Origin of the sequence: Synechococcus sp. BL107, assembly GCF_000153805.1 — a bacterium.
GTDB lineage: Bacteria > Cyanobacteriota > Cyanobacteriia > PCC-6307 > Cyanobiaceae > Parasynechococcus.
In genome coordinates this window covers 363,934-388,680 of sequence record NZ_DS022298.1, presented here as the reverse complement: position 1 = coordinate 388,680, position 24,747 = coordinate 363,934, and the positions used below count along the sequence as shown (strand labels likewise).

Below are 24,747 nucleotides of genomic sequence, written 5' to 3'. Positions count from 1 at the left end.
ATGGGAGCGTTGTGTTGATGAATGATGGGGATGTGTGTTGCTCCAACCCCGGATGACTGCGTTTCCACAGACCGTGATGCTCCTCGGCAGCGGCGAGCTAGGGAAGGAGGTGGCGATCGCGGCCCAAAGACTTGGCTGCAGAGTGATCGCCTGTGATCGGTACGCCAATGCACCGGCAATGCAGGTTGCCGACACAGCAGAAGTGTTCCCAATGACGGATGCCACATCTCTAAAAGAGGTGGTTCAACGCCATCGGCCCGATGTGGTGATTCCGGAAATCGAGGCTCTCGCTGTTGAAGCACTCGCAGAACTCGAACAAGACGGCATCACCGTGATCCCCACAGCGCGTGCCACCGCATTCACGATGAACCGTGATCAGATCCGCGATCTGGCCGCTGGAGAACTGGGCCTTCGCACAGCTCGCTTTGCCTATGCATCCAATGCCGAAGAACTGAAAAAGGTTGCGGCACCTCTGGGCTGGCCTGTCGTTGTCAAACCCGTGATGAGCTCCTCTGGCAAAGGCCAGAGCGTTGTTCAAACCCCAGAACAGCTGGATCAAGCCTGGAATGCAGCCATGGCCAATGCCCGAGGCACATCCAACCAAGTGATTGTGGAGGAATTTCTTGAGTTCGATCTTGAAATCACCCTGCTCACCATTCGACAACGCAACGGCGAAACGCTCTTTTGTCCGCCGATTGGCCATGAACAAGAACGGGGTGATTACCAATGCAGCTGGCAGCCAGCACAGATGACAGATGCCCAGCTTCAACAAGCCCAAACCATGGCCCGAACGGTGACAGACAACCTCGGCGGAGCAGGATTGTTTGGTGTTGAATTCTTCCTCTGCGGCAATGAGGTGATCTTTTCGGAGTTATCCCCACGGCCCCATGACACAGGTTTGGTGACCTTGATCAGCCAAAACCTCAGCGAATTTGAACTACACCTACGGGCAGTGCTGAATTTGCCGATTCCTCAGCTAGAGGCAGCACCCGCGGCAGCGAGCCGCGTGATCTTGGCCGACCGTGAACTCAAATCAGTGGCCTACGAAGGCCTGGAACAAGCGTTGCGAGAAGCAGGAACACAAGTACTTCTGTTTGGGAAGCACACTGCACGCCCATACCGTCGGATGGGTGTAGCGCTTGCTCGCGGGGAAGATCTCAGCGAAGTTCGAGCCAAGGCTGATCGCGCCGCGGCCTGTGTTCAAGTTTTGGACGGCTCAACGCATCGATGAAAAGTGGTAATGGCTGAGGCCATCGAGCACAGCAGCCACATTGGAACGCTTCGAGACGTAGACCCTGGGGTGATGGTGGGGCACCTGAAGGGTGCGGTCATGATCCGCTGGAACCACAGTGGCTGGCATTCCATCCATCAACTCAGCATCCCCTTGCTGGCTGGCCACCACCATCACCTGTTCCAACGACAATTCCCAGCTCATCGCCAAAAACCGAATCGCTTCACTACGGGATGCCCGCTGAGGCAAAACATCGAGAAACCAGTGACACCGCACATGCGGTTGAGCTTGTAAACCATCCCGTCGCAACCGCTGTCGCGCCAAACCCAACAAGCCTGGATCAGCTTCCTTGAGCAAATAACTGACCTTGTAAGCACCTTGGTGGTCGGAATCCTGGAGGGTGATGTGGTCCTGAAGATCCTCCATCGCCTTCAACACAGCGTCTCGGTTCCAGCACTGGTTAATGCGCACCGTCCATGTCTGGTCGAGCTCTAAGCCAGGACCGTGATGGAGCTCTGTACCAGCGTTGGTAATCCAAGCTTCGGGCTCAGGCAGATGCAGTTCGGAATACCGCAGTCGTGCCAATGCCAATGAACGACCACTAAGGATGACAAGACCACTGGATTGAGCCAACGCATCCTCATGCAACTGCTCTCGCAAATCGTTTAAGGATCCAACGGCTGGCAAATCAAGGCTGCTGTCCAAGTCGAGCACCAACATCCTTGATCGAGTCGATGTCGATCGAAGGGCTGGAGTCGCCTTCGCAGAAACGAAGGAACAGTCCGTCCTCTGCTGCATTAACGCCAAATAGCGGCACACATGCGCATCCCAACTGAAGTGACGACTCACGGCCTCCACACCGTTGTCGCTCCAACGGCGCCAACGAATCGGGTCATGTCCGGCCATCTCTAAAGCTTCCTGCAGCGCACCAGGATCTGTCACATCCACCAACAGACCGTTCTCACAACGTGCACGGATATCGCGAGGACCACCATCGTCCGTTGCCACCATTGGTACACCACAGGCCGCGGCCTCCAGCAATGTGAGACCAAAGGGTTCCGTTAGGGCAGGGTTCACAAACAAGCCGCCTCGACTGGATGCCCACCGATACAAGGCAGGAATCTGTGTGCGGCTGTGCTGTTTCGGATAAGCCACCTTCCCGTACAGATCAAACCGATCCACGAGGTCAAACACCTGCTGAAGCACATCACGCTGTTGCTTCTCGAGGTGACGCGAATCTTCTCGACATCCCAACACGAGCACCAAATTGTGCCGATTCCTCAGCACTGGCGAACGGCCATAGGCCTCCACAAGAGCCGGGATGTTTTTGCGTCGCACGGCCCGCGAAATCGCTAACAACGGCGAACGATCCGGCTCCCTTAAAAATGGCTGGATCAATGGCTGAATCTCAGCCAACTCTTGCGTCGAAGCGTTGGGATAGAAACGTGTCGCATCAACACCAGGGGGAACCACCGCAGACTGCTCGGCTTGAAAATGGCCATAACGGGCGTATTGATGGTCGGCTTCCTGTCGTGTACTGGTCACCACAAGCTCAGCCTGAGCAAGAGCCCGTTCTTCAGCATCAATGCGTCGACTAATTGCATAGGTCTGCTCGATCTGCGACCAATCCAGGCCACTTTCAAGCAAACGTCGCTGTTTCTCGCGGCCCAAGGAATGACCGGTGAACACCAGTGGAATGCCCGTCCTCTGACTCACTAATGCACCAACAAGACCTGCATCGGCGTAATGCGCATGAATCCAATCCACAGCCTCCCCCGGTTGGCTCAGGCGGGAGACAAGCTGGTCGGCTAATTGCTCAAGATGCGGCCAAAGCAATTCTTTTCGGAGATAACGCTTGGGTCCAAATGGAAAACGGAGGATCCGCGCCCCTGGGCAGATTGGCTCTTCTGGAAGCGCGTAATCAGGAGAGACACGCCGATCAACAATCTGCCGAGTCACGACATCAACGTGATCAACCTCAGGACGCAGAGCCAAACTTCGCGCAAGTTCGAGCACATACAGGGTTTGACCGCCGGTATCGGAATCACGGCCGAGCTCTAAATCCTGCGAACGAAACAGGCCATGCAAGTGCAGATGCAACAAACGAAGGCCCATTTCTTCCACCAGTCCCAAACAACAAATGGGCGCTTACCAACGCCGTTTGTTTTCTCTAAGGGAGGAAAAAGGATTGAAAAATGAAATAAACGTTAGAAGGTTGAAAACATCAACCAGAAAAGCCCCCAAATCGCTTACCAAGACTGGAAATAAGCGATTGAGTCGATTGAAACCGAACGAGCATTTGTAAAGCACAAAGCAGCTTCCCTGTCAGAGGCTGCCACTCACATCCACCAACCGACCTTCGTTATCTCCCCATCCCCCACCAGAAAAGGTGACCGAACCATCCTCACCAAGCTGTTCATTGAGCCAAGCCAGGAGAACGGGGCCAATCAATGCAGGCCGCTCTTCTCCACGAAAACTGCGCAAGTTGAAATGGTCAGCTCCATTCACGAGCACAAGTCGGTGGCCCATTCGAACGGCACCGGTATCACGCATCGGTCTGATCGCTTCAGGCCCCGAGGGAACCACCCAATCCCGCGTTCCACTGACCAACAAAACTTTGGCACTCATTGATTTGGAACTGGTGGGATCAAACAGCAATCGCAACGGCGGACTGACAGCCACCACTGCTTTCACCCGAGGGTCAGGAGCAGCAGCTTGTTCAATCCCCGAGAGCCAACTGCATTGCAAGACCCAACTGATGTTGCGTTCAGGATCTTTTTGATCAACACAACGGGTCCGTAATTTGTTCTCGGTAGGACGACCCCCAGCAATCTGAAGCGATGTTGTCGCCCCCCAGGAGTGGCCAATCATGGCCACAGAATTCGTGTCGATCGATTGTCCTGAAAGAAGACGTCCATCACGCACAGCATCAATAAGAGCAGATACATCCAACGGACGCAGGCGCAATTCTTCAGGGCCTGGCGGTGGGGTATCCCCCGCCAACATCGATTGCTGTTGGCTGGAATCACTGCCTGGATGATCTGGCAGAAGCACGGTGTAGCCGTTTGCCGCCAGCAGTTCTCCCCAACCCTCAAACGATTCCGGGTCGTCCCACAAACCATGGGAAATCACCGCCAATCGACCGAGGTCGGTGCCGGTGGGTCTCAACACCAGCAGTCGTAACGGCTGTGGTCGATGACGCACCGACAGGCGCTGCTCTTCACGGCTCCAACCCCCTCGCAACGGTTCCCTTAGGGCGGAGTTAACAGTTGCAGCTTCCGTGGCCTGCACCAGAGCAACTCCCTGCTCCAAGTTGGCTTTTAACCGATTGGCTACAACAGAAACCTTGGAAAAATCAATCGATGCTTGCTCCCCAGGCATCGACCTCAGAAAGCCAAGAACATTGGGCTGACCCATCTCATCAGCCGCAACCAGAGCATCCGTCAACATGCGACCACTGGGATCTGGAACAGTGCCCTCCAGCTCCACCAGTTGAGTTGCCGCCCACAAAGCTTGTTCCAGCAGAGGCTGGCCGGTGGACCCTTGCAACAACGCCTTGGTTTCCAAAGGAAGCGGGGTCAGAAACACCTTGTCGATCAGCTCAAACAGGCGGGTATCTCCGGCCATCTGAAGGTCGGCCAGATCCGGGCTTTGACGAATCAATTCAGATGTCGACTGAACATCACCCAGGTTGATCGTGACGCTGGTCTCCAAAAAAGGAAAACGCAAGACAAGCCGTTCCAGCGCTCGGGACGGACTAGAGACAAGCGATAGAGCCGCTCCCGAAAGAGCAGCGATGAGAAGGTGACGCATCCGCATGGTTGTCATCAGGCAACTATTGCCGGTACCTGCGGAGGATGCTGCTCCAACACACGTTTGAGGTACTGACCCGTATGACTGGTCTGATGCTTTGCCACATCCTCCGGAGTACCCGTCACCAAAATCTCACCGCCTCGATCACCACCTTCGGGGCCGAGGTCAATAACCCAATCACTACAACGAATGACATCGAGATTGTGTTCAATACAAATTATTGAATTTCCTTTTTCGACCAAGCGCTGCATCACATCCATCAATTTGTGAACATCATAAAAACTCAGTCCGGTGGTTGGTTCATCAATTAAGTAGAGCGTCTTTCCTGTCGCACGACGGGACAACTCTGTTGCCAACTTCACCCTCTGGGCTTCACCTCCAGACAACGTCGGCGCAGGTTGTCCGAGTTTGACGTATCCAAGACCAACATCCACCAACGTGCGTAAGCGATCAGCAGCTTGAGGAATTGCTGAAAATACTTCAGCAGCCTGCTCAACAGTCATCTGGAGAACATCTGCGATCGTATAACCCTTGTATTTCACTTGAAGGGTTTCGCGATTGAAGCGAGCGCCCTTACAAACATCACACTGAACATATACGTCAGGCAAGAAATTCATCTCAATAACATTGACACCCTGTCCTCGACATGATTCACAACGACCACCCTTAACATTAAAACTAAACTGACCGACTTGATAACCACGGGCCTTGGCTTCAACGGTGGCTGCAAAAACCTGACGGATGGGATCAAAAGCACCCGTATATGTAGCTGGGTTTGATCTAGGCGTTCGTCCAATCGGACTTTGATCGATCACGATCACTTTATCGATCGACTTAATCCCACGCAGCTCACCTATTCCATTCGGAAATGGAACTTTCAAACCAAGACCATTTTCAAGAGCAGGATGAAGTAATTCATTCACTAATGTACTTTTTCCACTCCCACTGACTCCCGTTACAGACACAAGACGACCGAGAGGGAAGTCAACGCTGACATTTTTAAGGTTGTTGCGATTGCAATCAATCAGCTGCAGTCGTCTGGTTCCTTCCTCACGCCGTTCTGCAGGAGTGGGTATTGATCGACGTCCACTGAGGTAAGCCCCCGTCAGCGATTCTTTGCTGTTGAGTAAATCATCGAAAGAGCCCTCCGCAACAATGTGACCCCCATGAACTCCCGCACCAGGTCCAATATCAACGACATGGTCGGCAGCACGAATTGTTTCCTCGTCGTGTTCAACAACAACGAGTGTGTTTCCAAGATCCCGTAAACGTCGAAGCGTATTCAGCAAACGATCGTTATCCCGCTGATGTAGGCCAATACTGGGCTCATCGAGCACATAAAGAACCCCCGTAAGACCAGCACCAATCTGAGTGGCTAAACGGATCCTCTGAGCTTCACCGCCGGAGAGCGTCATCGCCGGACGATCAAGGCTGAGGTAATCCAAACCAACATCGAGAAGGAAGCGAAGTCGAAGTCGAATTTCTCGAAGAACCAAATCGCCAATTTGGATCTGACGTGGATTTAAGAGTGGCTCAGCACCTTCATGGGTGCCTACACCCATCAACTGCTCAATTCTTTCCAATGTTTCTCCAACACTCACAGAGGTGAGCTCTGGAATTCGAAACGGCCCAACCTTGACAGCCAAAGCCTCAGGACGTAGCCGCTGACCACCACAGGCCTGACAAGGAACAAGTTCGAGATATTTTTCTAATTTCTGACGCTGGGCTTCACCGCTCACATCTCGTAGTTGCCGTTCCAAAATCGGCAAAATGCCTTCAAAGGGGCGCGTATAACCAGCTTTTCCTTTGCGATAGCGACTGTCAGCCTGAATCAAAATCGGTTCACGACTGCCATTGAGCAACACATCTCGCTGCTCATCAGTCAGCTCGTTCCATGGGGTTTTTATTTCAAATCCAAATGCCTCCCCTACTGAATAAAGCAGAGAAAAGTAATAACTGTTGTCTTTTTCTGCCCAAGGTGCAACGGCTGCATACACAGGTTGACTCGGATCAGGAATAACCCGGTCTGCAGTGAATTTTCTTAGATGACCAATCCCGTGACAGGCCTCACATGCACCGTAAGGACTATTGAAAGAAAACAATCTTGGTGAGAGTTCTTCCATAACTGCCCCATGAACTGGGCAGGCAAAATTTTCAGAATAAAGACGCTCTCGCTCTACTCCTTCAGGCAGTTCTTCGTCTTTCTTAGGAACAACCTCCACCAACGCCAATCCATCGCCACGCTTGAGTGCGGTACGAAGAGAATCAGTTAGCCGCTCTTGAATCCCTTCACGTGCAACCAAACGATCAACCACAACTTCAACGTTGTGGGTGTGATTTTTATCGAGCTCAATATTGTCTCCCAACTCACGCACCTCAGCATTGATGCGCACCCGAGCAAATCCTTCAGCAGCCAAACCACTAATGAGTTTCGCGTGAGTTCCTTTTTTTCCGCGAACAACTGGAGCTAGAAGTTGATATCGAGTTCCCTCTGGCAACAACAAAATTTGATCGACCATCTCGTCGATGCTTTGAGGACGGATCGACCGACCACATTGGGGGCAATACGGTTCACCAGCTCGACCGAACAAGAGGCGGAGATAGTCCTGAATCTCGGTAACGGTGCCAACGGTGGATCGAGGATTGTGACTCGTGGATTTCTGGTCGATCGAAATCGCTGGCGAGAGGCCCTCGATGGCATCCACATCCGGCTTATCAACCTGACCGAGGAACTGCCTTGCGTAGGCCGACAAACTCTCGACGTAACGGCGTTGACCCTCAGCAAAAATTGTGTCGAAAGCGAGAGAGCTCTTACCACTGCCACTCACACCCGTAAAGACCACCAACTCATTGCGAGGGATGGTGATGTCGACGTTTTTGAGGTTGTGCTGACGAGCACCACGCACTCGAATCACATTGTCTTGAGTGCTGCGAGAGAGCTCTGAAGATGCGGGCTGGATTGAATTGTTGGCATCAGCTCGCCCCATGACGCCCTAATCGAAATCACAAGATCTTAAGGAGAACGACGAGACTCACGCTGACCGCTGGGCCAGCAAACTGGCTGCATAGGCCTCTGCCTGGTCACCACCAGCCAAATCCGCTAGTTCCTGGCGACGCTGTTGGGTGTCCCGCAGTTGGGACACTCGCGAATGCGTGATCCCAGCATCGACGTGTTTAGACACCCGGAAGTGGTGATCCGCAACGGCTGCCACTAACGGCTGATGGGTGACGCAAAACACCTGACGGTGCTGAGCCAAGACGTGAAGCAACTCCGCCATCGCGCCGCTGACCCGACCGCTAACACCGGCATCAATTTCATCAAAAAGCAAGGTGCTTGATCCATCAACGGTGGCAAGCGTGGTCTTCAAAGCCAGCAGGAAACGCGACATCTCACCGCCCGATGCAACGTCTTGCAGAGGAGCTAGCGGCTGTCCTGGATTGGCAGAAAAAAGAAAACGGATGGCATCTGCACCATGATCCGCTGGCTCTGATTCCGATAGTTCCACCTGAAAACGAACATTGGCTAACCCCATTGGGGGCAGTAACTCAAGCAACGACGCCTGAAGTGAATCGGCCGCCTTGAGACGGGAACCATGCAACAGGGCATTGGCCTCATCCCGGTCAGCCCGAGCTAACTCTTCAGCCAAACGCAGCCGATCAAGGTCGGCTTCAGCGCCGCCGTCCTCCAGGATGTGGCGCAAGTGATCACGTCGTTCAATCAGAGCCGCCAAATCAAGACCATGGCGTCGTTGCAAGCGTTTCAAGTCGGCAAGTCGCTCTTGAATCGAGCCGAGTCGTTCAGGATTGCTATCCAAAGTGCAGCTGTAGTCGTCGAGAGATTGCAGTAAGTCGTTGATACCTGCCTCGAGGTCCAAGGCCTGATCGCGCAGCGGCTGCACCGAACCATCCAATTGGCTCATCGCCTGCAACTCCTGGATGGCCACTGCAAAGTGCTCCTGCAAGGAAGGTGCTTGTTCTGCTCCCTCCCGCAGACGACCAAAGAGCAAACCCAACCCCTCCTGCAGCCTCACGCCATGCACCAAACGGTCCTGTTCCTGCTCGAGCAGACCGTCCTCAGAGGGGTCATCAAGATCAGCTTTCTCAAGAAGATCCAACAGGTCCTCTTGTTCCAACCGCTCTTGCTCCAATCGCTCTCGTTCCTGCTCAGAGGTGTTCAAAGCAATGGCCGCGGCCTTCCACCGGTTCCAGGTCGTCTTTGTCGATTCCAGTCGGTCTGCGAGGGCTGCACCGCCCAGTTGGTCCAGCCAACGTCTCTGCTGACCAGGACGGGAGAGCTGCTGCGTTTGTCCTTGAACCGTGAGATCAATCAAAAGTGGCCGCAACTCCATCAGCTGCTGGCGATTGACGGAAATTCCATTGAGACGAGAACGGCTGGAAAATCGGGTCTCATCCTGACGCTTCCATTCACGACTTAAAAGCAACTCCTCCTCGTCGCAGTCAAAATCCGCTTCCAAAAGCCACTGCCGAACTTGGTTGGACGGATTAAAGCTGGCCTCAATCTGGGCACGGTCACAGCCACTACGGAGCAATCGAAGGCCATTCGCGCCCTGGGCCCCACCTAAGACCGCATCAAGGGCATCCAAAAGAATGGATTTTCCGGCTCCGGTTTCACCCGTCAGCACTGTGAAACCATCGCAAAAATCCAGCTCCAGGCTGTCGATCAAGGCGATGTTGTTGAGTTGAAGACCGGTCAGCACAACCAGCACCGGTGGTGAATTCGAACGTAGCGGCGATGCAGTTCGTTTAGAAGGGGGTCATTACACGCCCAAAACAATGGCGGAGGAACTTGGGGATTTCATCGAAGCAGCTGGTCTGCTCGAGTACGACCCTGCCGCCATTACGCGGATCTACGCAGGTCACCCTCAACGGCTCATCAGGCGGCTTTGGCAAACACTGGTTCCGATTGGCCTCCTGCTGTTTGGTGTGGCCTTCGACTGGCTGTTCCAGCTGCTGAAGGATGAAACGCGGGCAAGATCACGTGCCAAGGAATGTGCCGAACTGTTGGTAGACCTGGGCCCAGCCTTCATCAAGGCCGGCCAAGCCTTATCAACCCGACCAGACATCGTTCCTCCTCTTCTGTTGGAAGAGCTCGCCCAACTCCAAGATCAACTGCCGGGCTTCGACAGTGAACTGGCCATGGCTTGCATCGAAGAAGACCTAGGCGGCCCAGTAGAGAATTTTTATAAGCAATTGGATCGTGATCCAATTTCAGCAGCATCCCTTGGCCAAGTTCATAAGGGGATCCTGAAAAATGGTCAAAAAGTAGCGGTCAAAGTTCAACGTCCTGGGCTCCGAGAACAGATCACGCTTGATCTTTATATCGTCAGAAATATTGCTTCATGGCTTAACACAAATATCGGCCTAATCCGTAGCGATCTTGTTGCCTTGATCGATGAGCTCGGCAAACGCGTGTTTGAAGAAATGGATTATATCAATGAAGCAGATAATGCCGAAAAATTTGGGATATTACATCAACACAATCCTCGTATTGCCGTCCCCGCCATTTATCACGAAGCCACCAGTCGTCGTGTCTTAACGATGGAGTGGATCGATGGCGTCAAACTCACCAACCTAGAAGGGGTTCGTGAGATGGGAATCGATCCAGACGACATGGTGGAAGTAGGCGTGAATTGCAGCCTTCAGCAACTTTTAGAACATGGATTTTTTCATGCAGATCCCCATCCAGGCAATCTTCTTGCGATGGAAGATGGAAGGCTTTGCTATCTCGATTTCGGGATGATGAGTGAGGTTAGTCGAGAATCACGCACAGGTTTAATTCAAGCTGTTGTTCACTTAGTTAACAGGAACTTCGGTCGCCTTTCGAAAGACTTTGTCACCCTTGGATTTTTAGCAGAAGATGTCAATCTGGAGCCAATTGTTCCTGCTTTCGAAAAAGTCTTTAGTCAGGCTCTGCAAGCTGGAGTGAACCGCATGGACTTCAAAGCGGTTACGGACGATATGTCTGGTGTGATGTACAAATTTCCGTTCAGAGTTCCTCCCTATTACGCCCTGATCATCCGCTCACTAGTAACCCTTGAAGGAATTGCTCTGAGTGTCGATCCCGAGTTCAAAATTCTAGGCGCCGCCTACCCCTACTTCGCACGACGGCTCATGGAAGATCCGGATCCACAGCTACGTCAAAGTCTCAAAGAAATGCTCTTCGACGGCGATGCATTCCGTTGGAGCCGGCTTGAAAATTTGGTGTCCAGTGCTGCTAGTCAGGCTCAACTCGACCTCGACACATTGCTGGACCAGCTGCTTGATTTCCTCTTTTCCCCAAAGGCTGGATTACTACGCAATCAACTAGTCGAAGCAACCGTGGATCGCCTCGATGCGTTGGGCTGGTCGACCATGCAACGACTTGGACGTCGACTACCACGGGGGCTTCAACCTGCTGGGATGACATCGATGAACCATGGAGGGTCACTTGACCCATTCATGCAAATAGAACCGGTTCGTGAACTCATTGCCGTCTTGCAATCTTTACCGGGATTTACACCCGATCTCGTGCTTAAGCGCATGCCAAGGGTGTTCAAAGAACCCGATGCACGACGGATGGGTTTCCAAGTCGCCCAAGGTTTGGCCGAACGGGGAGTTGTCCGCTTGGTCCGCGTCGCGGCAGGAGTAGCCACCTAAGTTCCAAGGAATTCCTAAAACCGGATGTCCTCAACCCAAACACTGCGACGCAGATTGCTCGCATGGTCAACTGGGCTGAGCCTCAGCCTATTTAGCGTTGGAACACCGAGCCTTGCGGCAACGGACGTTGCTCTTGTGAGTGGTGGGTTTCGTCGTTCGATCCCTGTGAAAGAGTTCGAACATTTGGCCGATACGGGCGAAGCCATCGGACTGCTGGGCAATCTCCTCGAATTCTCCAAACAGGATCCGGAGGAGATTTCGAAGTTACTCAATCAAGAGTTGTCGATCCCCCTCATTCTCACGAGCCGTTTAATCAATACACGCATCGGTGAAGCCATCATTCGCCGTGTCGCTCGGATCATTTATCCGATTTACACCCCACAAGCGGAGGTGAGTGTCCCGGCCATTCGTGCAGGCATCATCAATGGCCTTCATCAAGCGGATGGCCTAACCGCTGTTGGATTCCTCAAGGCCTATCCAAATCAAGTAATGGCGGTCAATCTTCCTGCGCTGTTTGCGGTGATTGAAAAAACAGAATCCATTGCCAGCTTGGTGAAATTCTTTGCTGATTCACCGCTCGACGGACTGAAAGATCCCAACTCATAACACCGTGATGACGAGCGCCTCGTAGATTTCGAGTCACCTGTCCAACCATTGGTGTCCTTGTTCCAGAACCTTCGTCGGCGTTTCACAGCCAATCCTGTGATGCAGGACTGGCCTGGTTTGATCGAGGCCTACAGAGACTGGCTACCCGTTAGCGCGAAAACACCAGTCATCACGCTGCATGAAGGGGCAACGCCCTTAATTCCTGTTCCCAGCATTGCTGAGCGAATCGGGAAGGGCGTGAAGGTCTTCGTGAAGTACGACGGCCTGAACCCCACCGGATCATTCAAAGATCGCGGAATGACGATGGCCATCAGCAAAGCCAAAGAAGCTGGCTGTGAGGCGGTCATTTGCGCCAGTACAGGCAACACCAGTGCCGCGGCGGCTGCCTATGCCCGCAGGGGCGGGATGAGGGCCTTCGTGTTGATTCCTGATGGGTACGTCGCCCAAGGAAAGCTGGCACAGGCCCTGGTGTACGGAGCCGAAGTGCTCGCCATCCGAGGCAATTTTGATCGTGCCCTCGACATTGTCCGTGAAGCAGCAGATCGGTTCCCAGTGACCCTTGTGAACTCGGTGAACCCTTACCGACTCCAGGGACAAAAAACCGCTGCTTTCGAAATTGTTGATGCTCTCGGGGAGGCCCCAGACTGGCTCTGCATTCCGATGGGCAATGCCGGCAACATCACTGCCTACTGGATGGGCTTCCAGGAGTACCACCAGGCGGGTCACAGCCGCAGATTGCCTCGAATGATGGGCTTCCAGGCCAGTGGGTCAGCGCCCCTTGTTTACGACACCACCGTGAGTGACCCCAACACGATCGCCACTGCCATTCGGATTGGTAACCCCGTCAATCGCGCCAAAGCGATGGCAGTGCGTGAAGCCAGTGATGGAGCCTTTCTAGACGTCACGGATGAGGAAATCATCGATGCCTACAAGCTGTTAGGGGGTGAAGAAGGAATCTTCTGCGAACCGGCCAGTGCGGCGTCTGTGGCCGGCCTGCTCAAGCGCAAAGACGAAGTCCCTACTGGCGCAACGGTGGTATGCGTCCTTACAGGTAATGGCCTGAAAGACCCTGATTGCGCCATCAACAACAACGACGCCGCCTTCCATACCGATCTCAATCCAGATCTCGAAACGGTGGCCAAAGTGATGGGCTTCTAGCCCTCAACGCCTCAACACCGCATCAACAACAGCCCCCCTGAACAGGGGCTTTTTTGTGGCTTTTCACAAAGACAACGCACAAAGCGGCTGCGGAAAACACATAAAAACCCACCTAACAGACTGTGGAAATCACGATCGAACCCGAACGCTCGACACACCGCCAACCCTCCACCCCCTGTGAAGAAGTGGAAAAAGTCAATTTTCCCCACAATTGGGAATTTTTTATCCCAAGGAAATGACGTCAAAGGAATGAGTGTCTGTCTGAAAAACAAGCTGTTTTCCCCAATTCCCCAGGCCCTACTACGACTGTTGTTAATTTCTTTTTTAAATCCTTTAAAGAACAACAGCCGAAAAGGGATGAACAAAACATGCCCATTGCGCTTCGAGCATCGCTGTGAAAACTTGGGTCACTCCCCCAGCGCATTCGAGCTCGCAGCACGATGAAAGTGGTCTGCTCCCAATCGGAACTGAATGCAGCCCTTCAGCTGGTCAGTCGAGCCGTCGCAACGCGACCAACGCATCCAGTACTCGCCAACGTGTTGCTAACTGCTGACGCAGGAACAAACCGGCTGAGCCTGACTGGTTTTGATTTGAATTTGGGAATTCAGACGTCTCTTGCCGCCAGTGTTGAGACCAGCGGAGCGATCACACTTCCAGCGCGTTTATTGGGCGAGATCGTTTCACGTTTGGCCAGCGACTCACCGATCACCCTCGCAACAGAGGAGTCCGGTGAACAGGTCCAGCTCACCAGCCTCAGTGGCAGCTACCAAATGCGGGGTCTTCCTGCAGACGACTACCCCGAGTTGCCCATGGTGGAAAGCGGGATGACCTTGAAACTTCAACCCGCTGGTTTGGTTCAAGCGTTGAAGGGAACCCTGTTTGCTAGCAGTGCCGACGAAGCAAAACAGCTGCTCACAGGGGTGCATTTGCGCTTCAACGCCAAGGCGCTCGAGGCCGCGGCAACAGATGGTCATCGCCTTGCGGTGCTTCAGGTTGATGACGCTTTGCAAGATGCCGCATCCGCCAGCGACGATGCCTCTGAAGGTTTTGCAGTGACCTTGCCGGCCCGATCATTGCGGGAAGTGGAGCGGTTGATGGCCGGATGGCGTTCCGAAGATCCGGTGAGCTTGTTTTGTGATCGGGGCCAGGTGGTGTTCCTCGCCGCAGATCAAATGGTGACCAGTCGCACGTTGGAGGGCACGTATCCCAATTACGGCCAGCTCATCCCCGATGGGTTTAATCGCACCTTGGCGTTAGATCGTCGCGGTTTAATCGCTGCTCTTGAACGCATTGCTGTCTTGGCCGACCAGCACAACAACGTGGTGAAATTCACCAGTCAGCCTGACGAAGGTGTCGTACAAATCAGTGCTGATGCGCAAGATGTGGGAAGCGGATCTGAGTCTCTTGCTGCCAGCTTGACCGGTGATGCCATTCAAATCGCCTTCAACGTGCGCTACCTGCTGGATGGGTTAAAGGCGATGGGCTCCGAGCGAGTTGTTCTCCATTGCAATGCACCAACGACGCCTGCTGTTCTGAAGCCGGAAGGCGATGCAGAAGCGTTTACTTATCTCGTGATGCCGGTTCAGATCCGTTCCTGAGGTGGTCTTACCCAATCCGCTGTTGCTCAGCGATTTGCTGAATCACACGGTTCGTTGTGAGCTTGGTTTGGACCACGGTCCTGGCCTGATGGCATGGATGCATCCGCCCGTGCATCGCTTGTTGGGGTGGGTGAGTCGACCCTCTGCTTTGCGCATGTCCAGGGATGTTTGGCGATTGGATCAGTGTTGTGGAATGTCGGATCAACAGGTGTTTGTGCGGGGTGAGCCCGCGGTTTCAGATCAAGCCACGTTGGATCGTTTGCCAACTCTGATGAATGCAGATTTGGTCGATCGAGAGGGAGAGCGAATGGGTTTCTTGGCTGATCTTGCGTTCGACCCATCTACAGGAACGATTGTTCATTACTTGGTCTCTCGCAGTGACCCTCGGCTTCCTGGAAGTTCTCGTTGGCAATTGGTCCCAGATCGAATCACAGACCAACGCCCAGGTCAGGTGAAGACGGCTCTACGCAGTTTGGATGACCTTCCGTTGATGCGCGCCAGTGTCCGTCAAGACCTCTTGCAGCGGACTCAGCGTTGGCGAGAGCAATTGCGAGATATGGGTGATCGTGCCGGTGATCGCCTCGAGGGTTGGCTGGATGAACCTCCTTGGGAGGCGCCTGAATCTGACCAACCAATCGATTCCAATGACTTGGATGAAGCGCCTCCGGTTAACGAAGTTTGGGATGACGACTCTTGGCCTGAGTCGTCGCCTCCACGTCGTGTTAACCGCGATGAAGATCCCTGGGTGTGACGGTCGGTCGGCAACACTGGGGAAAGGAGTTTTGCGGTCTGTGGTGTCTTCCTCTTCGTATGACGTCTCCGCTGCCCTGAAGCAAGAGGGCTTGAAGTCCACGGACTGGGATGAAATTTGCCGCCGACTGGGTCGGGAGCCCAATCGAGCCGAGTTGGGGATGTTTGGAGTGATGTGGTCTGAGCACTGCTGTTATCGGAATTCACGCCCATTGCTCAGCGGTTTCCCCACCGAGGGGCCGCGCATCTTGGTGGGTCCGGGGGAGAACGCAGGCGTTGTTGATCTTGGAGACGGTCATCGACTTGCTTTCAAAATCGAAAGCCACAACCACCCGTCTGCGGTAGAGCCATTTCAGGGTGCGGCGACTGGGGTTGGCGGAATTTTGCGCGATATTTTCACGATGGGTGCCAGACCGATTGCGTTGCTGAACGCCTTGCGCTTTGGGCCATTGGACGACATCGCCAACGTTGGCTTGATGGAAGGGGTGGTGGCGGGCATTGCCCATTACGGCAATTGCGTAGGCGTTCCCACCGTGGGGGGGGAAGTGGCCTTTGATCCCTCCTATTCGGGGAACCCGTTGGTGAATGCCATGGCCTTGGGTTTGATGGAAACCGAAGACATCGTCAAGTCAGGTGCCATTGGTGTGGGAAATCCCGTGGTGTATGTGGGTAGCACCACAGGGCGCGATGGCATGGGTGGTGCCAGTTTTGCTAGCGCTGAATTAAGTGCTGATTCGCTTGATGATCGACCGGCCGTTCAGGTGGGTGATCCTTTTTTAGAGAAGGGTTTGATTGAGGCTTGTTTAGAAGCTTTCGACAGTGGTGATGTGGTGGCTGCCCAAGATATGGGTGCAGCAGGGTTGACGTGTAGTTGCTCTGAGATGGCTGCCAAGGGTGGCTTGGGGGTTGAACTGGATCTCGATCGGGTACCTGCCCGCGAATCAGGCATGACCGCTTACGAATTCCTGTTGTCCGAATCGCAGGAACGGATGTTGTTTGTGGTGAAAGCTGGTCGGGAAGAACCGTTGATGCAGAGGTTCCGTCGCTGGGGTTTGCAGGCGGCTGTCGTGGGACGGGTGTTGGAAGAGCCCATCGTTCGTGTTCTCCATCACGGAGAGGTGGCCGCTGAGGTGCCTGCTACGGCTCTGGCCGACGACACACCCATTGAGAAGCACGCTTTGCTTTCAGAGCCGCCAGTGGATCTTCAAGAGCACTGGCGTTGGACGGAAGACCAGTTGCCCGCTCTAGAGGATCCTGCAGCCGCTTTGTTGGGACTGCTAGACGATCCCACCATTGCCAGCAAGCGTTGGGTTCATCGCCAATACGACCAGCAAGTGTTAGCCAATACCGTGGTGTCATCTGGAGCTGCCGATGCCGCTGTGATTCGGCTTCGCCCTCAGCAAGGCGATGGTTCCTTGAAGACCACACCGCGTGGTGTGGCTGCCACGGTTGATTGCCCCAATCGCTGGGTGGCACTTGATCCCGAACGGGGTGCCATGGCGGCTGTGGCTGAGGCTGCCCGCAATTTGAGCTGTGTGGGTTCTGAGCCCCTCGCGATTACCGACAATCTCAATTTTCCTTCGCCTGAAACTCCGAAGGGGTTTTGGCAACTGGCCATGGCCTGTCGAGGGATATCTGAGGCCTGCAAGGCTTTTCAGACTCCCGTGACGGGTGGGAACGTCTCGCTGTACAACGAAACTCGCCGCGACGACGGCTCTCTGCAGCCGATTCATCCCACGCCGGTAATTGGGATGGTGGGCGTGGTGGAGGACATCAACAAGGTGACTGGACTCGGTTGGTGTCATCCGGGAGATGCGGTGGTTTTACTCGGTGTAAAACCGGACGCTGATCGGGATGATCGGATTGGATTGGCGGGAAGCAGTTTTCAGCAATTCACTCTGGGAACCATCACCGGCCGGCCACCTCGGATCGATTTTGATTTGGAGCGACGGGTGCAGGGGTTGGTTCGTCAGGCCATTGCAGATGGGGTGATTGCTTCAGCCCACGACAGCAGCGATGGCGGGTTGGCTGTGGCGCTTGCGGAGTGCTCCATTGCATCAGGTTTTGGTGTTGAGATCACCCTGTCAGCAGGAACCACCAGTCCTGCTCGCTTGTTGTTTGCCGAAGGGGGCGCCCGTGTTGTGGTGTCGGTGAAAGCAGATCAGCTGACGCGTTGGCAAACGATGTTGACGTCCAGCTCGGACGTTTCAGCGACGGTTCTGGGAACTGTCGCCTCCCATGGTCGGTTCCAGCTGTCCTTTGGAGCCGACAGCACCATTGATTTATCCGTTGATCAGTTGCAGCAGGTGTACGCCGATGCTCTGCCCCGTCGCCTGGCGTGATGCAGACTTCTGATGGATTTCTGAACAGGCGCCCTGTGCAGCAGCAGCAGCTCGTGGCTGAGCGTCCCGATCGGATGGAAGAAGCGTGTGGAGTCTTTGCTGTTTTGGCGGCAGAGCAACCGGTTGCCAATTTGGCGTATTTCGGTCTTTACGCCCTGCAGCACCGCGGCCAGGAATCTGCTGGTATCGCTGTGTTTAACCAGGACAAAGTGCTTCTGCACAAAGATATGGGTCTGGTGAGCCAGGTGTTTGATCAGGACGTACTGGCTCTGATGTCTGGCGATTTGTCGATTGGCCACAACCGCTATTCGACGACGGGCAGTAGTCGTGTTTGCAATGCCCAGCCGGTGGTGTTAATGACCCGTCTAGGCGCTTTTGCTCTTGCCCATAACGGCAATTTGGTGAATGCCAAAGAGTTGCGCGTGCTGGTGGATGACGGAAAAACAGAATTCACGTCCACAACTGATTCAGAACTGATCGCCTTTGCGGTGCAACAAGCCGTTAATGGGGGTCTTGATTGGCGTTCAGGCATCGAAGCAGCGCTCAAGCTTTGTCAGGGGGCATTCAGCTTGGTGATCGGCACCCCCGCCGGCCTCTTTGCGATCCGTGATGGCTATGGCATTCGCCCTTTGGTGTTTGGGTTTCTTGGAGAGCAAGGCCTTGGCCATTGGGTGGTGAGCAGTGAAACCTGTGGGTTGGAGATCATTGGAGCCCGATATGTAGATGATGTTCAGCCCGGTGAATTAGTGCACTTTGAATTGGGTTCAGCTGAGCCATTTCGGAAGCGTTGGAGTGATGAACCGAATCGGCTTTGTGTGTTTGAAATGATCTATTTTGCGCGCCCGGATAGTCGTTTCTTTGGTGAATCGTTGTATAGCTATCGGCAACGTATTGGTCGCACGCTTGCGAAAGAATCTGCTGTGGACGCTGATTTAGTAATTGGCGTTCCTGATTCTGGAATCCCTGCTGCAATTGGCTTTTCTCAGGAGAGCGGAATTCCTTACGCCGACGGCCTGATTAAGAACCGGTATGTGGGACGTACCTTTATTCAGCCAACACAAGCGATGCGTGAAGCAGGTATCCGGGTCAAGCTCAATCCCCTACCCGATGTGCTCTCTGGAAAGCGAATTATCGTGATTGATGATTCGATCGTGCGGGGAACCACCAGCGGAAAACTCGTCGTTGCGTTGCGTGATGCAGGGGCAACCGAGGTGCATATGCGGATCAGTTCACCTCCGGTGACCCATCCATGTTTTTACGGGATTGATACTGATACCCAGGATCAATTAATTGCTTCTCGCCTTACTTTGGAGGAGATCAAGAACCACCTTAAAGTGGATTCTTTGGCATACCTCAGTAAAGAGGGCATGGTCGAAGCAGCAAAGGCAGAGTCAGGAAATTTCTGCAGCGCTTGTTTCGATCGGAACTATCCCATTCCGATGGATCAGGAATTGTTGTCGAGCAAGTTGACCCTCGAACCGTCTGGATCGACTAACCGCTGATTTGAGGAACTAAAACAGTGATTGCTTCACCTTGGTGGAGTTCGATTTGATTAGAAAACGCGTCACCTGGATTGGTGATTTCAAGGGTGGTGGGATCAATCCGACCATGACGTTGTTCCGTTGACACGATGCCGATCAGGCCATTCGCTTCGGTCATGCCTGTGATTCGATCGGTATCGCTTGTGATCTGGATGGCCATTGAACCGAGATCACCCCGTTGTGATGAACGGATGGAGCTGAGATCGATGCGTGCGAACTGACCTTGTCCGCTCACCAACACCACAGTTGGTTCCAATGGACAGAGGGCACCGATGAGCTGCTCCCCAGGCAGCAACCGCATGGTCATCGGACCTTGGGCAAGTCGTCCCATTAGCGGAAGCACGTCTTCATTGATCGGAAGACGCAGCATTCGACCGATGTCGCTCACCAAGATCAAATCGTGGTGTTCGCGGCAAATCACAGCCGCTTTGAGTTGCACGCCGTCTTTCAGCTTCACAACGCTGGTGGCGCGTCCGGATAAGTCCAAGACTTCTGCAAGTGGCAGTCGTTTGAAGCGTCCATCGCTACTCAGCAAGCCCAGGCTGAGGTCACTGCTTTCTTGCATTGGTAGGGGGGCGAGCGCCACGATCGGTTCACCTTCCAACCCGCTGGGAAGGAATCGTTCCAAGACACCAGGTTGTTGTCCAGCAAATTCCCAACGCACCAGGGCAACACGACCATTGGCACTGATGGCGAGAAGTCGCGGCGGCGGTTCGATTGGAAGGATCACCTGCGCTGGTGAAGGGGCATCACTCAGCGGACAGGGATCACCAAAATGAAGACGTCCCAGCACTTGAGGGGTCACGATCTTCACTTGCCCGTCTGCTTGGATCAACAGTCGACCATCACCGGGGAGGGCCGCTAGGGCTTGCTGGCGGAGCAGCTCCGTGTTGGGTCGTTGACTTGCCGCTCGTTCTGCAATTAAGGCATCGCCGCCTTCTACCAGCCGAGTGCGGCGCGGAGTCGAGAAGCGTTTTTTCAGTGTCTTCAGTTCCCCAACCATGGCGTCGAGCAACTGATCTCGGTTTTCGAGTAGCAATTTCAATCGCTCTCGTTCCTCCCGGAGGTTGTCGACTTCTTGGCGCAAGCTTTCCTGCTCAAGTCCTGTTAATCGCCGGAGCGGCATCGCCAACACGGCATCAGCTTGGCGTTCGTTGAGGTCCAGTCGCACCATCAAGCTGGCGCGAGCGGAGGCGGCGTCTTTCGCTTCTTGGATCATCGCGATCACGGCTTGAAGGTTGTTCAGAGCTGTGATTAGGCCCTCAACCACTTCCAGGCGGTCTTCTGTTTTGCGCAGGGCGTGGCTTGTGCGCCGAATCAGGGTGAGTTCCCTGTAGTCGAGAAAGGTTTGGAGGAGTTGCCGTAGTGAGAGTTGCTGGGGCTGACCGTTGACAAGGGCGAGCAGGATGGCACCGAAATTGCTCTGCAATGCCGTTCGCCGTTGGAGGTCCTTGAGCACCTTGTCCGGTTCTGCATCGCGGCGCAGTTCCACCACCACCCGCATGCCATCCCGATCGCTTTCATCACGGATGTCAGCGATACCGCCAATTTTTCCATCGTTCACCGATTCAGCTAATTTTTCGATCCAGCCCGCTTTGCTGAGTTGATAGGGCAGTTCGGTGACAACAACGGCGTTTCGTTTGTGCCGTCCTTTTCCGAGTTGCACCTCTTCTGTGTGCGCTACGCCGCGCATGGGAATACTGCCGCGGCCCTGGAGGTAGGTGTCTTGGAGGCCCGAACTGAGTAAAACTTCCCCACCGGTTGGAAAATCAGGGCCGGGAATGAGTTCTAAAAGACGCTCATCGCTCAGGCTTGGTTGTCGAATTAGAGCAATGAGACCATCTACAACCTCACCCAAATTGTGAGGTGGAATGCTCGTGGCCATGCCGACGGCGATGCCAGAACAACCATTGAGGAGAAGGAATGGGAGTTGCGCGGGGAGAACCGTTGGTTCTTGTTGCGACCCATCAAAGTTCGACGCAAAGTCGACGGTGTCATCACCGATTTCCTCAAGAAGAGCTTGATGGGCAATCGGGGCTAGACGCGTTTCGGTGTAACGCATCGCGGCTGGCGGATCATCATCAACCGATCCGAAATTGCCATGCCCATCCAAGAGAGGATGTCGGCTAGCAAAGGTTTGAACCAGTCGGACGAGTGCGTCGTAGACCGCCTGATCTCCGTGGGGGTGGTATTTCCCGAGAACATCACCAACAACACGGGCGCATTTTCTGTAGGGCCGATCTGGGGTTAACCCCAGTTCTTGCATCGCATACAGGATTCGACGCTGCACCGGCTTGAGACCGTCGCGGGCATCGGGCAAGGCCCGACCCACGATCACACTCATCGCGTATTCCAGGTAGGAGCGCTGCATCTCTTGATGCAGGGCGATCGGTTGAACGCGCTCCTCAGCCATCCTGTCCGCCGATATTGGGGCAGAAGTAGCTCAGCCTACAGACGTTCACTGACGTTTTTTCCAGGTGGCATTGGCCTGGGCCCGTTCAACGCTGCTGGCAAGTGCTGCTTCACGCAACAAGTTTGCTGTGGCTTGTCTCACATGGGAACCCCAGAGCTGCTCTTTTTGATGCATCGGCAAAACGTAATTGGGATTTTTGGATAAGGCTTCTTTGGCCAGCGATAGAGCTTCATTCTCGTCGCCCTTTTGGTGTAACGCTGCAGCTAAAGCCAGCATTGGTTCCGCGTTCTGCTCCAGCTTGAGTACCCGTCGCCATCGTCGAATGGCTTCGTCATGTTCCCCCAGTTCAAACAGAACAAGGGCTTGATTATTGAGAGCTTCCCAAAATTCCGGCTTGATTTCAGTTGCTTTTTCGAAGGATTGCAGAGCGATAGCAAACTTGTTTTGCATGATCCGCGCATTCCCGAGATCGAAATACGCAGCGGCATTGTTTGCGTCGATTTGCAATCCGCGTTGAATGAGTGGAATTGCTTCTTCTGGTTGTTGCGCTCGCAGTGCAATCGCTGCCTCTGCAAACCAGAGCCCAGCATTGTTGGGATTGATTTTTTTGGCTTTCGCAAGAGATTGACTGGCGTCGTCCAGTTGGTGGCTACGAAGTTGTGCTTCAGCAAGAACGGTCCATAAGCGTTCGTCGTTGGGATTGAGGCGAACAGCTAAAGCGGCGAGCTGTGCGGCCTCCTTGGGTTGGCCCATTTGCAGGAGTTGAGCTGCGGTTCGTCCGATTCCTAGGGAGGATCCGGAGAGTTCCACCTCAGTTGGCAGGTAGACGTAAGGAACCAAGGCTTGGGCTGGAGCGATCAGGCCAAAGCTGCTGATGCTGATCAGTGCCGCGGTCAGGCTTCGTTTGAATTTGATTCCTCGAAGCACGTCCAGTGGTTTTTGTTAATTAGAGGTTAGGAGGCAGTTCCGGTTGTGCTGCAGCAGCATTTCTACGCCACATCCACGGTTTGATTCGTCGTAAAGCCGACCCCCGCAACTGTTGATCCCAGGTGGCATCGTCCCAGTCCTGAAGGTCTTTGGCATTCACATTGAGAAGCCATGGTCGAGGTTGCATGTCTGGATCTTGACTGCTCGGTAGATCCCGATGGTTCCAGGGACAAACGTCTTGGCAAATATCACAACCTGCGATCCATGGGCCCAGAGACGTTTTGATGGCATCCGGAAGATCGGGATCTCGGTTTTCGATGGTGTGAAACGCCAGGCATCGCTGGGCGTCCACGACAAACGGTTCGCGGATGGCATCTGTGGGGCAGGCTTCGATGCAAGCGACACATCGACCACAAAGACTTGCCGCTGGAGCATCCGCCTGGAGTGCTTCCGTTGTCAGGAGGTGGCCAATCACCATCCATGAGCCCCGATGGGGATGGATCACATTGCTGTGTTTTCCGATCCAACCCAGTCCAGCTTCTTCCGCCCATGCCTTGTCCAATAGGGGCGATGCGTCGACACAGACGCGCCATTGGCAGTTGGGCTGTTGTTCGGTTAACCAACGCCCAACGCGTCGTAGACGTTGCTCGACAACCCGGTGGTAATCGCGACCCCAGCCATAGCGCGCCACCTTGAGGGATCCTGGGGCTGATTCAGCAGAAACGTAGTAGTTCAATCCCACGGCCAAGAGGCTTTGTGCCCCCTCTAAAAGTTGAGAAGCATCGCGTCGGCGTGGCGCTGCCATCCAAGCCATATCGGCCTGGTACCCGTGATCGAGCCAACGTTGCAAGGCTTCCGTTCGCAGCTGTAGTCGGGGACTGCCAGGCAGACGCGCGATTCCAACCGGATCAAATCCTTCTTCCCTAGCCCGCTGTTTCAAAGCTTGGCTCAAGGGTCTGAGTTGATCTGGGTGCTGCCCTGACATCGACCGTATGGTGAGGACCTGTTTTTTTATCTTCACGTGACGGGAACCGAAACGGGACGCTTGGCATCCCTGCTTCGTTGGCTGGGCCTCACGATGGTTCTCGTTCTCGTCCTGCAGATGGCCGCGGTCTTGGTGGGATCCGACTGGTCAGCGGAGGCGACTCCTCCTCCTATTACTGGACCTTTGGTGGCGCTGGCCCCATTGGGTTTTATCGGTCTGTTGACCTGTTTGATTGGATCACGGCTTGAAAACCCGCAACAGCAGGTCACGCCATTGCGGGTGGTGATTTGTGCGCTTTCGGCTCTTTTAGCGATTGGCATGGTGGTGGCCGTACCAATGTCTTTAAGCAGTGGGGCTGGTGATCTCTCGAAGACTCAGAATCTCGAGCAGGGACGCGCTGCGATAAAGGAGGCCCGTGCGTTTCGCGACGATCCTGAGCAGGTGGCTTCCTTGGGCGAACAGTTGGCCCAAGCGGGACAGCTGGCTGCTGATGCCACCAAGGAGGACAAGCAGCGTGCGGCGGAAACGATGATTGATGAGCAGATCACTCAAATGGAAACGCAGCTCAAACGGGTGGAGTCGCAGCAGACCCGCGAATCTCGGCAACGATTGATTGGCGGTACGGCCAACGCTGTTGTTCTCGCTGTTGCTTTTGTTCTGCTTGCACTCACTGCAGTGATCTGATTGCTGGTTAGGTTGGAAGCACTCCCCGACTCTGGGCGCAGA

The 24,747-nt window shown here is 54.3% G+C and carries 16 protein-coding genes; 9 read left to right on the top strand and 7 right to left on the bottom strand.

Features of this window, described 5'->3' with window-relative positions; genetic code table 11:
• Positions 1-52: 52 nt before the first annotated feature.
• Complete coding sequence (purT, locus tag BL107_RS01850) at positions 53-1,231, top strand: formate-dependent phosphoribosylglycinamide formyltransferase (RefSeq protein ID WP_037987902.1); 1,179 nt, start codon at positions 53-55, stop codon at positions 1,229-1,231.
• On the opposite strand, the gene BL107_RS01845 is transcribed toward purT, so the two are convergent.
• The 4 genes from BL107_RS01845 to recN form a co-directional block, all read right to left on the bottom strand.
• A complete protein-coding gene (locus BL107_RS01845; protein ID WP_037988673.1) occupies positions 1,217-3,346 on the bottom strand; it encodes an HAD family hydrolase in 2,130 nt (709 codons plus the stop codon). The genes purT and BL107_RS01845 overlap by 15 nt on opposite strands.
• Positions 3,347-3,556: 210 nt before the next feature.
• Positions 3,557-5,059, bottom strand: a complete 1,503-nt coding sequence (locus tag BL107_RS01840) for an alpha/beta fold hydrolase (RefSeq protein WP_037987900.1) — start codon at positions 5,057-5,059, stop codon at positions 3,557-3,559.
• The gene (uvrA, locus tag BL107_RS01835; RefSeq protein ID WP_009788560.1) at positions 5,059-8,031 is read right to left on the bottom strand and encodes an excinuclease ABC subunit UvrA; all 2,973 of its coding nucleotides are present in this window, start codon (positions 8,029-8,031) and stop codon (positions 5,059-5,061) included. The genes BL107_RS01840 and uvrA overlap by 1 nt, the downstream gene beginning before the upstream one ends.
• Before the next feature lie 45 nt (positions 8,032-8,076).
• Positions 8,077-9,762: a DNA repair protein RecN gene (gene recN / locus BL107_RS01830; RefSeq protein WP_037988670.1), complete on the bottom strand. Its 1,686-nt coding sequence runs from the start codon at positions 9,760-9,762 to the stop codon at positions 8,077-8,079.
• A gap of 76 nt (positions 9,763-9,838) precedes the next feature.
• Between recN and BL107_RS01825 the strand changes: the two genes are divergently transcribed.
• The 7 genes from BL107_RS01825 to purF all read left to right on the top strand — a co-directional run bounded on the left by BL107_RS01825 (position 9,839) and on the right by purF (position 19,657).
• Positions 9,839-11,701, top strand: a complete 1,863-nt coding sequence (locus BL107_RS01825; RefSeq protein ID WP_009788558.1) for an AarF/ABC1/UbiB kinase family protein — start codon at positions 9,839-9,841, stop codon at positions 11,699-11,701.
• A 24-nt stretch (positions 11,702-11,725) separates the two neighbouring features.
• Positions 11,726-12,307: an alpha/beta hydrolase gene (locus tag BL107_RS01820; protein ID WP_037987898.1), complete on the top strand. Its 582-nt coding sequence runs from the start codon at positions 11,726-11,728 to the stop codon at positions 12,305-12,307.
• 99 nt (positions 12,308-12,406) lie between these two features.
• Positions 12,407-13,465 carry a threonine synthase gene (thrC, locus tag BL107_RS01815; RefSeq protein WP_050749860.1) on the top strand — a complete coding sequence of 353 codons (1,059 nt, stop codon included), beginning with the start codon at positions 12,407-12,409 and terminating at the stop codon, positions 13,463-13,465.
• A 440-nt stretch (positions 13,466-13,905) separates the two neighbouring features.
• Positions 13,906-15,063: a DNA polymerase III subunit beta gene (gene dnaN, locus BL107_RS01810; protein ID WP_009788555.1), complete on the top strand. Its 1,158-nt coding sequence runs from the start codon at positions 13,906-13,908 to the stop codon at positions 15,061-15,063.
• Position 15,064: 1 nt separating this feature from the next.
• Complete coding sequence (locus tag BL107_RS01805) at positions 15,065-15,814, top strand: hypothetical protein (RefSeq protein WP_009788554.1); 750 nt, start codon at positions 15,065-15,067, stop codon at positions 15,812-15,814.
• 40 nt (positions 15,815-15,854) lie between these two features.
• Positions 15,855-18,155 carry a phosphoribosylformylglycinamidine synthase subunit PurL gene (gene purL, locus BL107_RS01800; protein ID WP_009788553.1) on the top strand — a complete coding sequence of 767 codons (2,301 nt, stop codon included), beginning with the start codon at positions 15,855-15,857 and terminating at the stop codon, positions 18,153-18,155.
• Positions 18,155-19,657 (top strand): amidophosphoribosyltransferase, encoded by a 1,503-nt coding sequence (purF, locus tag BL107_RS01795; protein WP_009788552.1) that lies wholly within the window; start codon positions 18,155-18,157, stop codon positions 19,655-19,657. The genes purL and purF overlap by 1 nt, the downstream gene beginning before the upstream one ends.
• Here purF and BL107_RS01790 read toward each other — a convergent pair.
• From BL107_RS01790 to queG, 3 genes are read right to left on the bottom strand one after another with little or no spacing between them, the layout of a single operon-like run.
• On the bottom strand, positions 19,647-22,109 hold the full coding sequence (locus tag BL107_RS01790; RefSeq protein ID WP_009788550.1) for a DNA topoisomerase (ATP-hydrolyzing) subunit A: 2,463 nt from the start codon (positions 22,107-22,109) through the stop codon (positions 19,647-19,649). The two genes, purF and BL107_RS01790, sit on opposite strands and share 11 nt — an antisense overlap.
• Before the next feature lie 45 nt (positions 22,110-22,154).
• Positions 22,155-23,036 carry a tetratricopeptide repeat protein gene (locus BL107_RS01785; RefSeq protein WP_009788549.1) on the bottom strand — a complete coding sequence of 294 codons (882 nt, stop codon included), beginning with the start codon at positions 23,034-23,036 and terminating at the stop codon, positions 22,155-22,157.
• A gap of 19 nt (positions 23,037-23,055) precedes the next feature.
• On the bottom strand, positions 23,056-24,021 hold the full coding sequence (gene queG / locus BL107_RS01780; RefSeq protein ID WP_009788548.1) for a tRNA epoxyqueuosine(34) reductase QueG: 966 nt from the start codon (positions 24,019-24,021) through the stop codon (positions 23,056-23,058).
• 36 nt (positions 24,022-24,057) lie between these two features.
• Between queG and BL107_RS01775 the strand changes: the two genes are divergently transcribed.
• On the top strand, positions 24,058-24,705 hold the full coding sequence (locus BL107_RS01775) for an HpsJ family protein (protein WP_009788547.1): 648 nt from the start codon (positions 24,058-24,060) through the stop codon (positions 24,703-24,705).
• Positions 24,706-24,747: the final 42 nt, after the last annotated feature.

Bases quoted from the DNA above. Each gene is read 5' to 3' on its own strand.
- purT (WP_037987902.1), top strand. From the start codon at position 53: ATGACTGCGTTTCCACAGACCGTGATGCTCCTCGGCAGCGGCGAGCTA.
- BL107_RS01845 (WP_037988673.1), bottom strand. From the start codon at position 3,346: ATGGGCCTTCGTTTGTTGCATCTGCACTTGCATGGCCTGTTTCGTTCG.
- BL107_RS01840 (WP_037987900.1), bottom strand. From the start codon at position 5,059: ATGACAACCATGCGGATGCGTCACCTTCTCATCGCTGCTCTTTCGGGA.
- uvrA (WP_009788560.1), bottom strand. From the start codon at position 8,031: ATGGGGCGAGCTGATGCCAACAATTCAATCCAGCCCGCATCTTCAGAG.
- BL107_RS01825 (WP_009788558.1), top strand. From the start codon at position 9,839: ATGGCGGAGGAACTTGGGGATTTCATCGAAGCAGCTGGTCTGCTCGAG.
- BL107_RS01820 (WP_037987898.1), top strand. From the start codon at position 11,726: ATGTCCTCAACCCAAACACTGCGACGCAGATTGCTCGCATGGTCAACT.
- thrC (WP_050749860.1), top strand. From the start codon at position 12,407: ATGCAGGACTGGCCTGGTTTGATCGAGGCCTACAGAGACTGGCTACCC.
- dnaN (WP_009788555.1), top strand. From the start codon at position 13,906: ATGAAAGTGGTCTGCTCCCAATCGGAACTGAATGCAGCCCTTCAGCTG.
- purF (WP_009788552.1), top strand. From the start codon at position 18,155: ATGCAGACTTCTGATGGATTTCTGAACAGGCGCCCTGTGCAGCAGCAG.
- BL107_RS01790 (WP_009788550.1), bottom strand. From the start codon at position 22,109: ATGGCTGAGGAGCGCGTTCAACCGATCGCCCTGCATCAAGAGATGCAG.
- queG (WP_009788548.1), bottom strand. From the start codon at position 24,021: ATGTCAGGGCAGCACCCAGATCAACTCAGACCCTTGAGCCAAGCTTTG.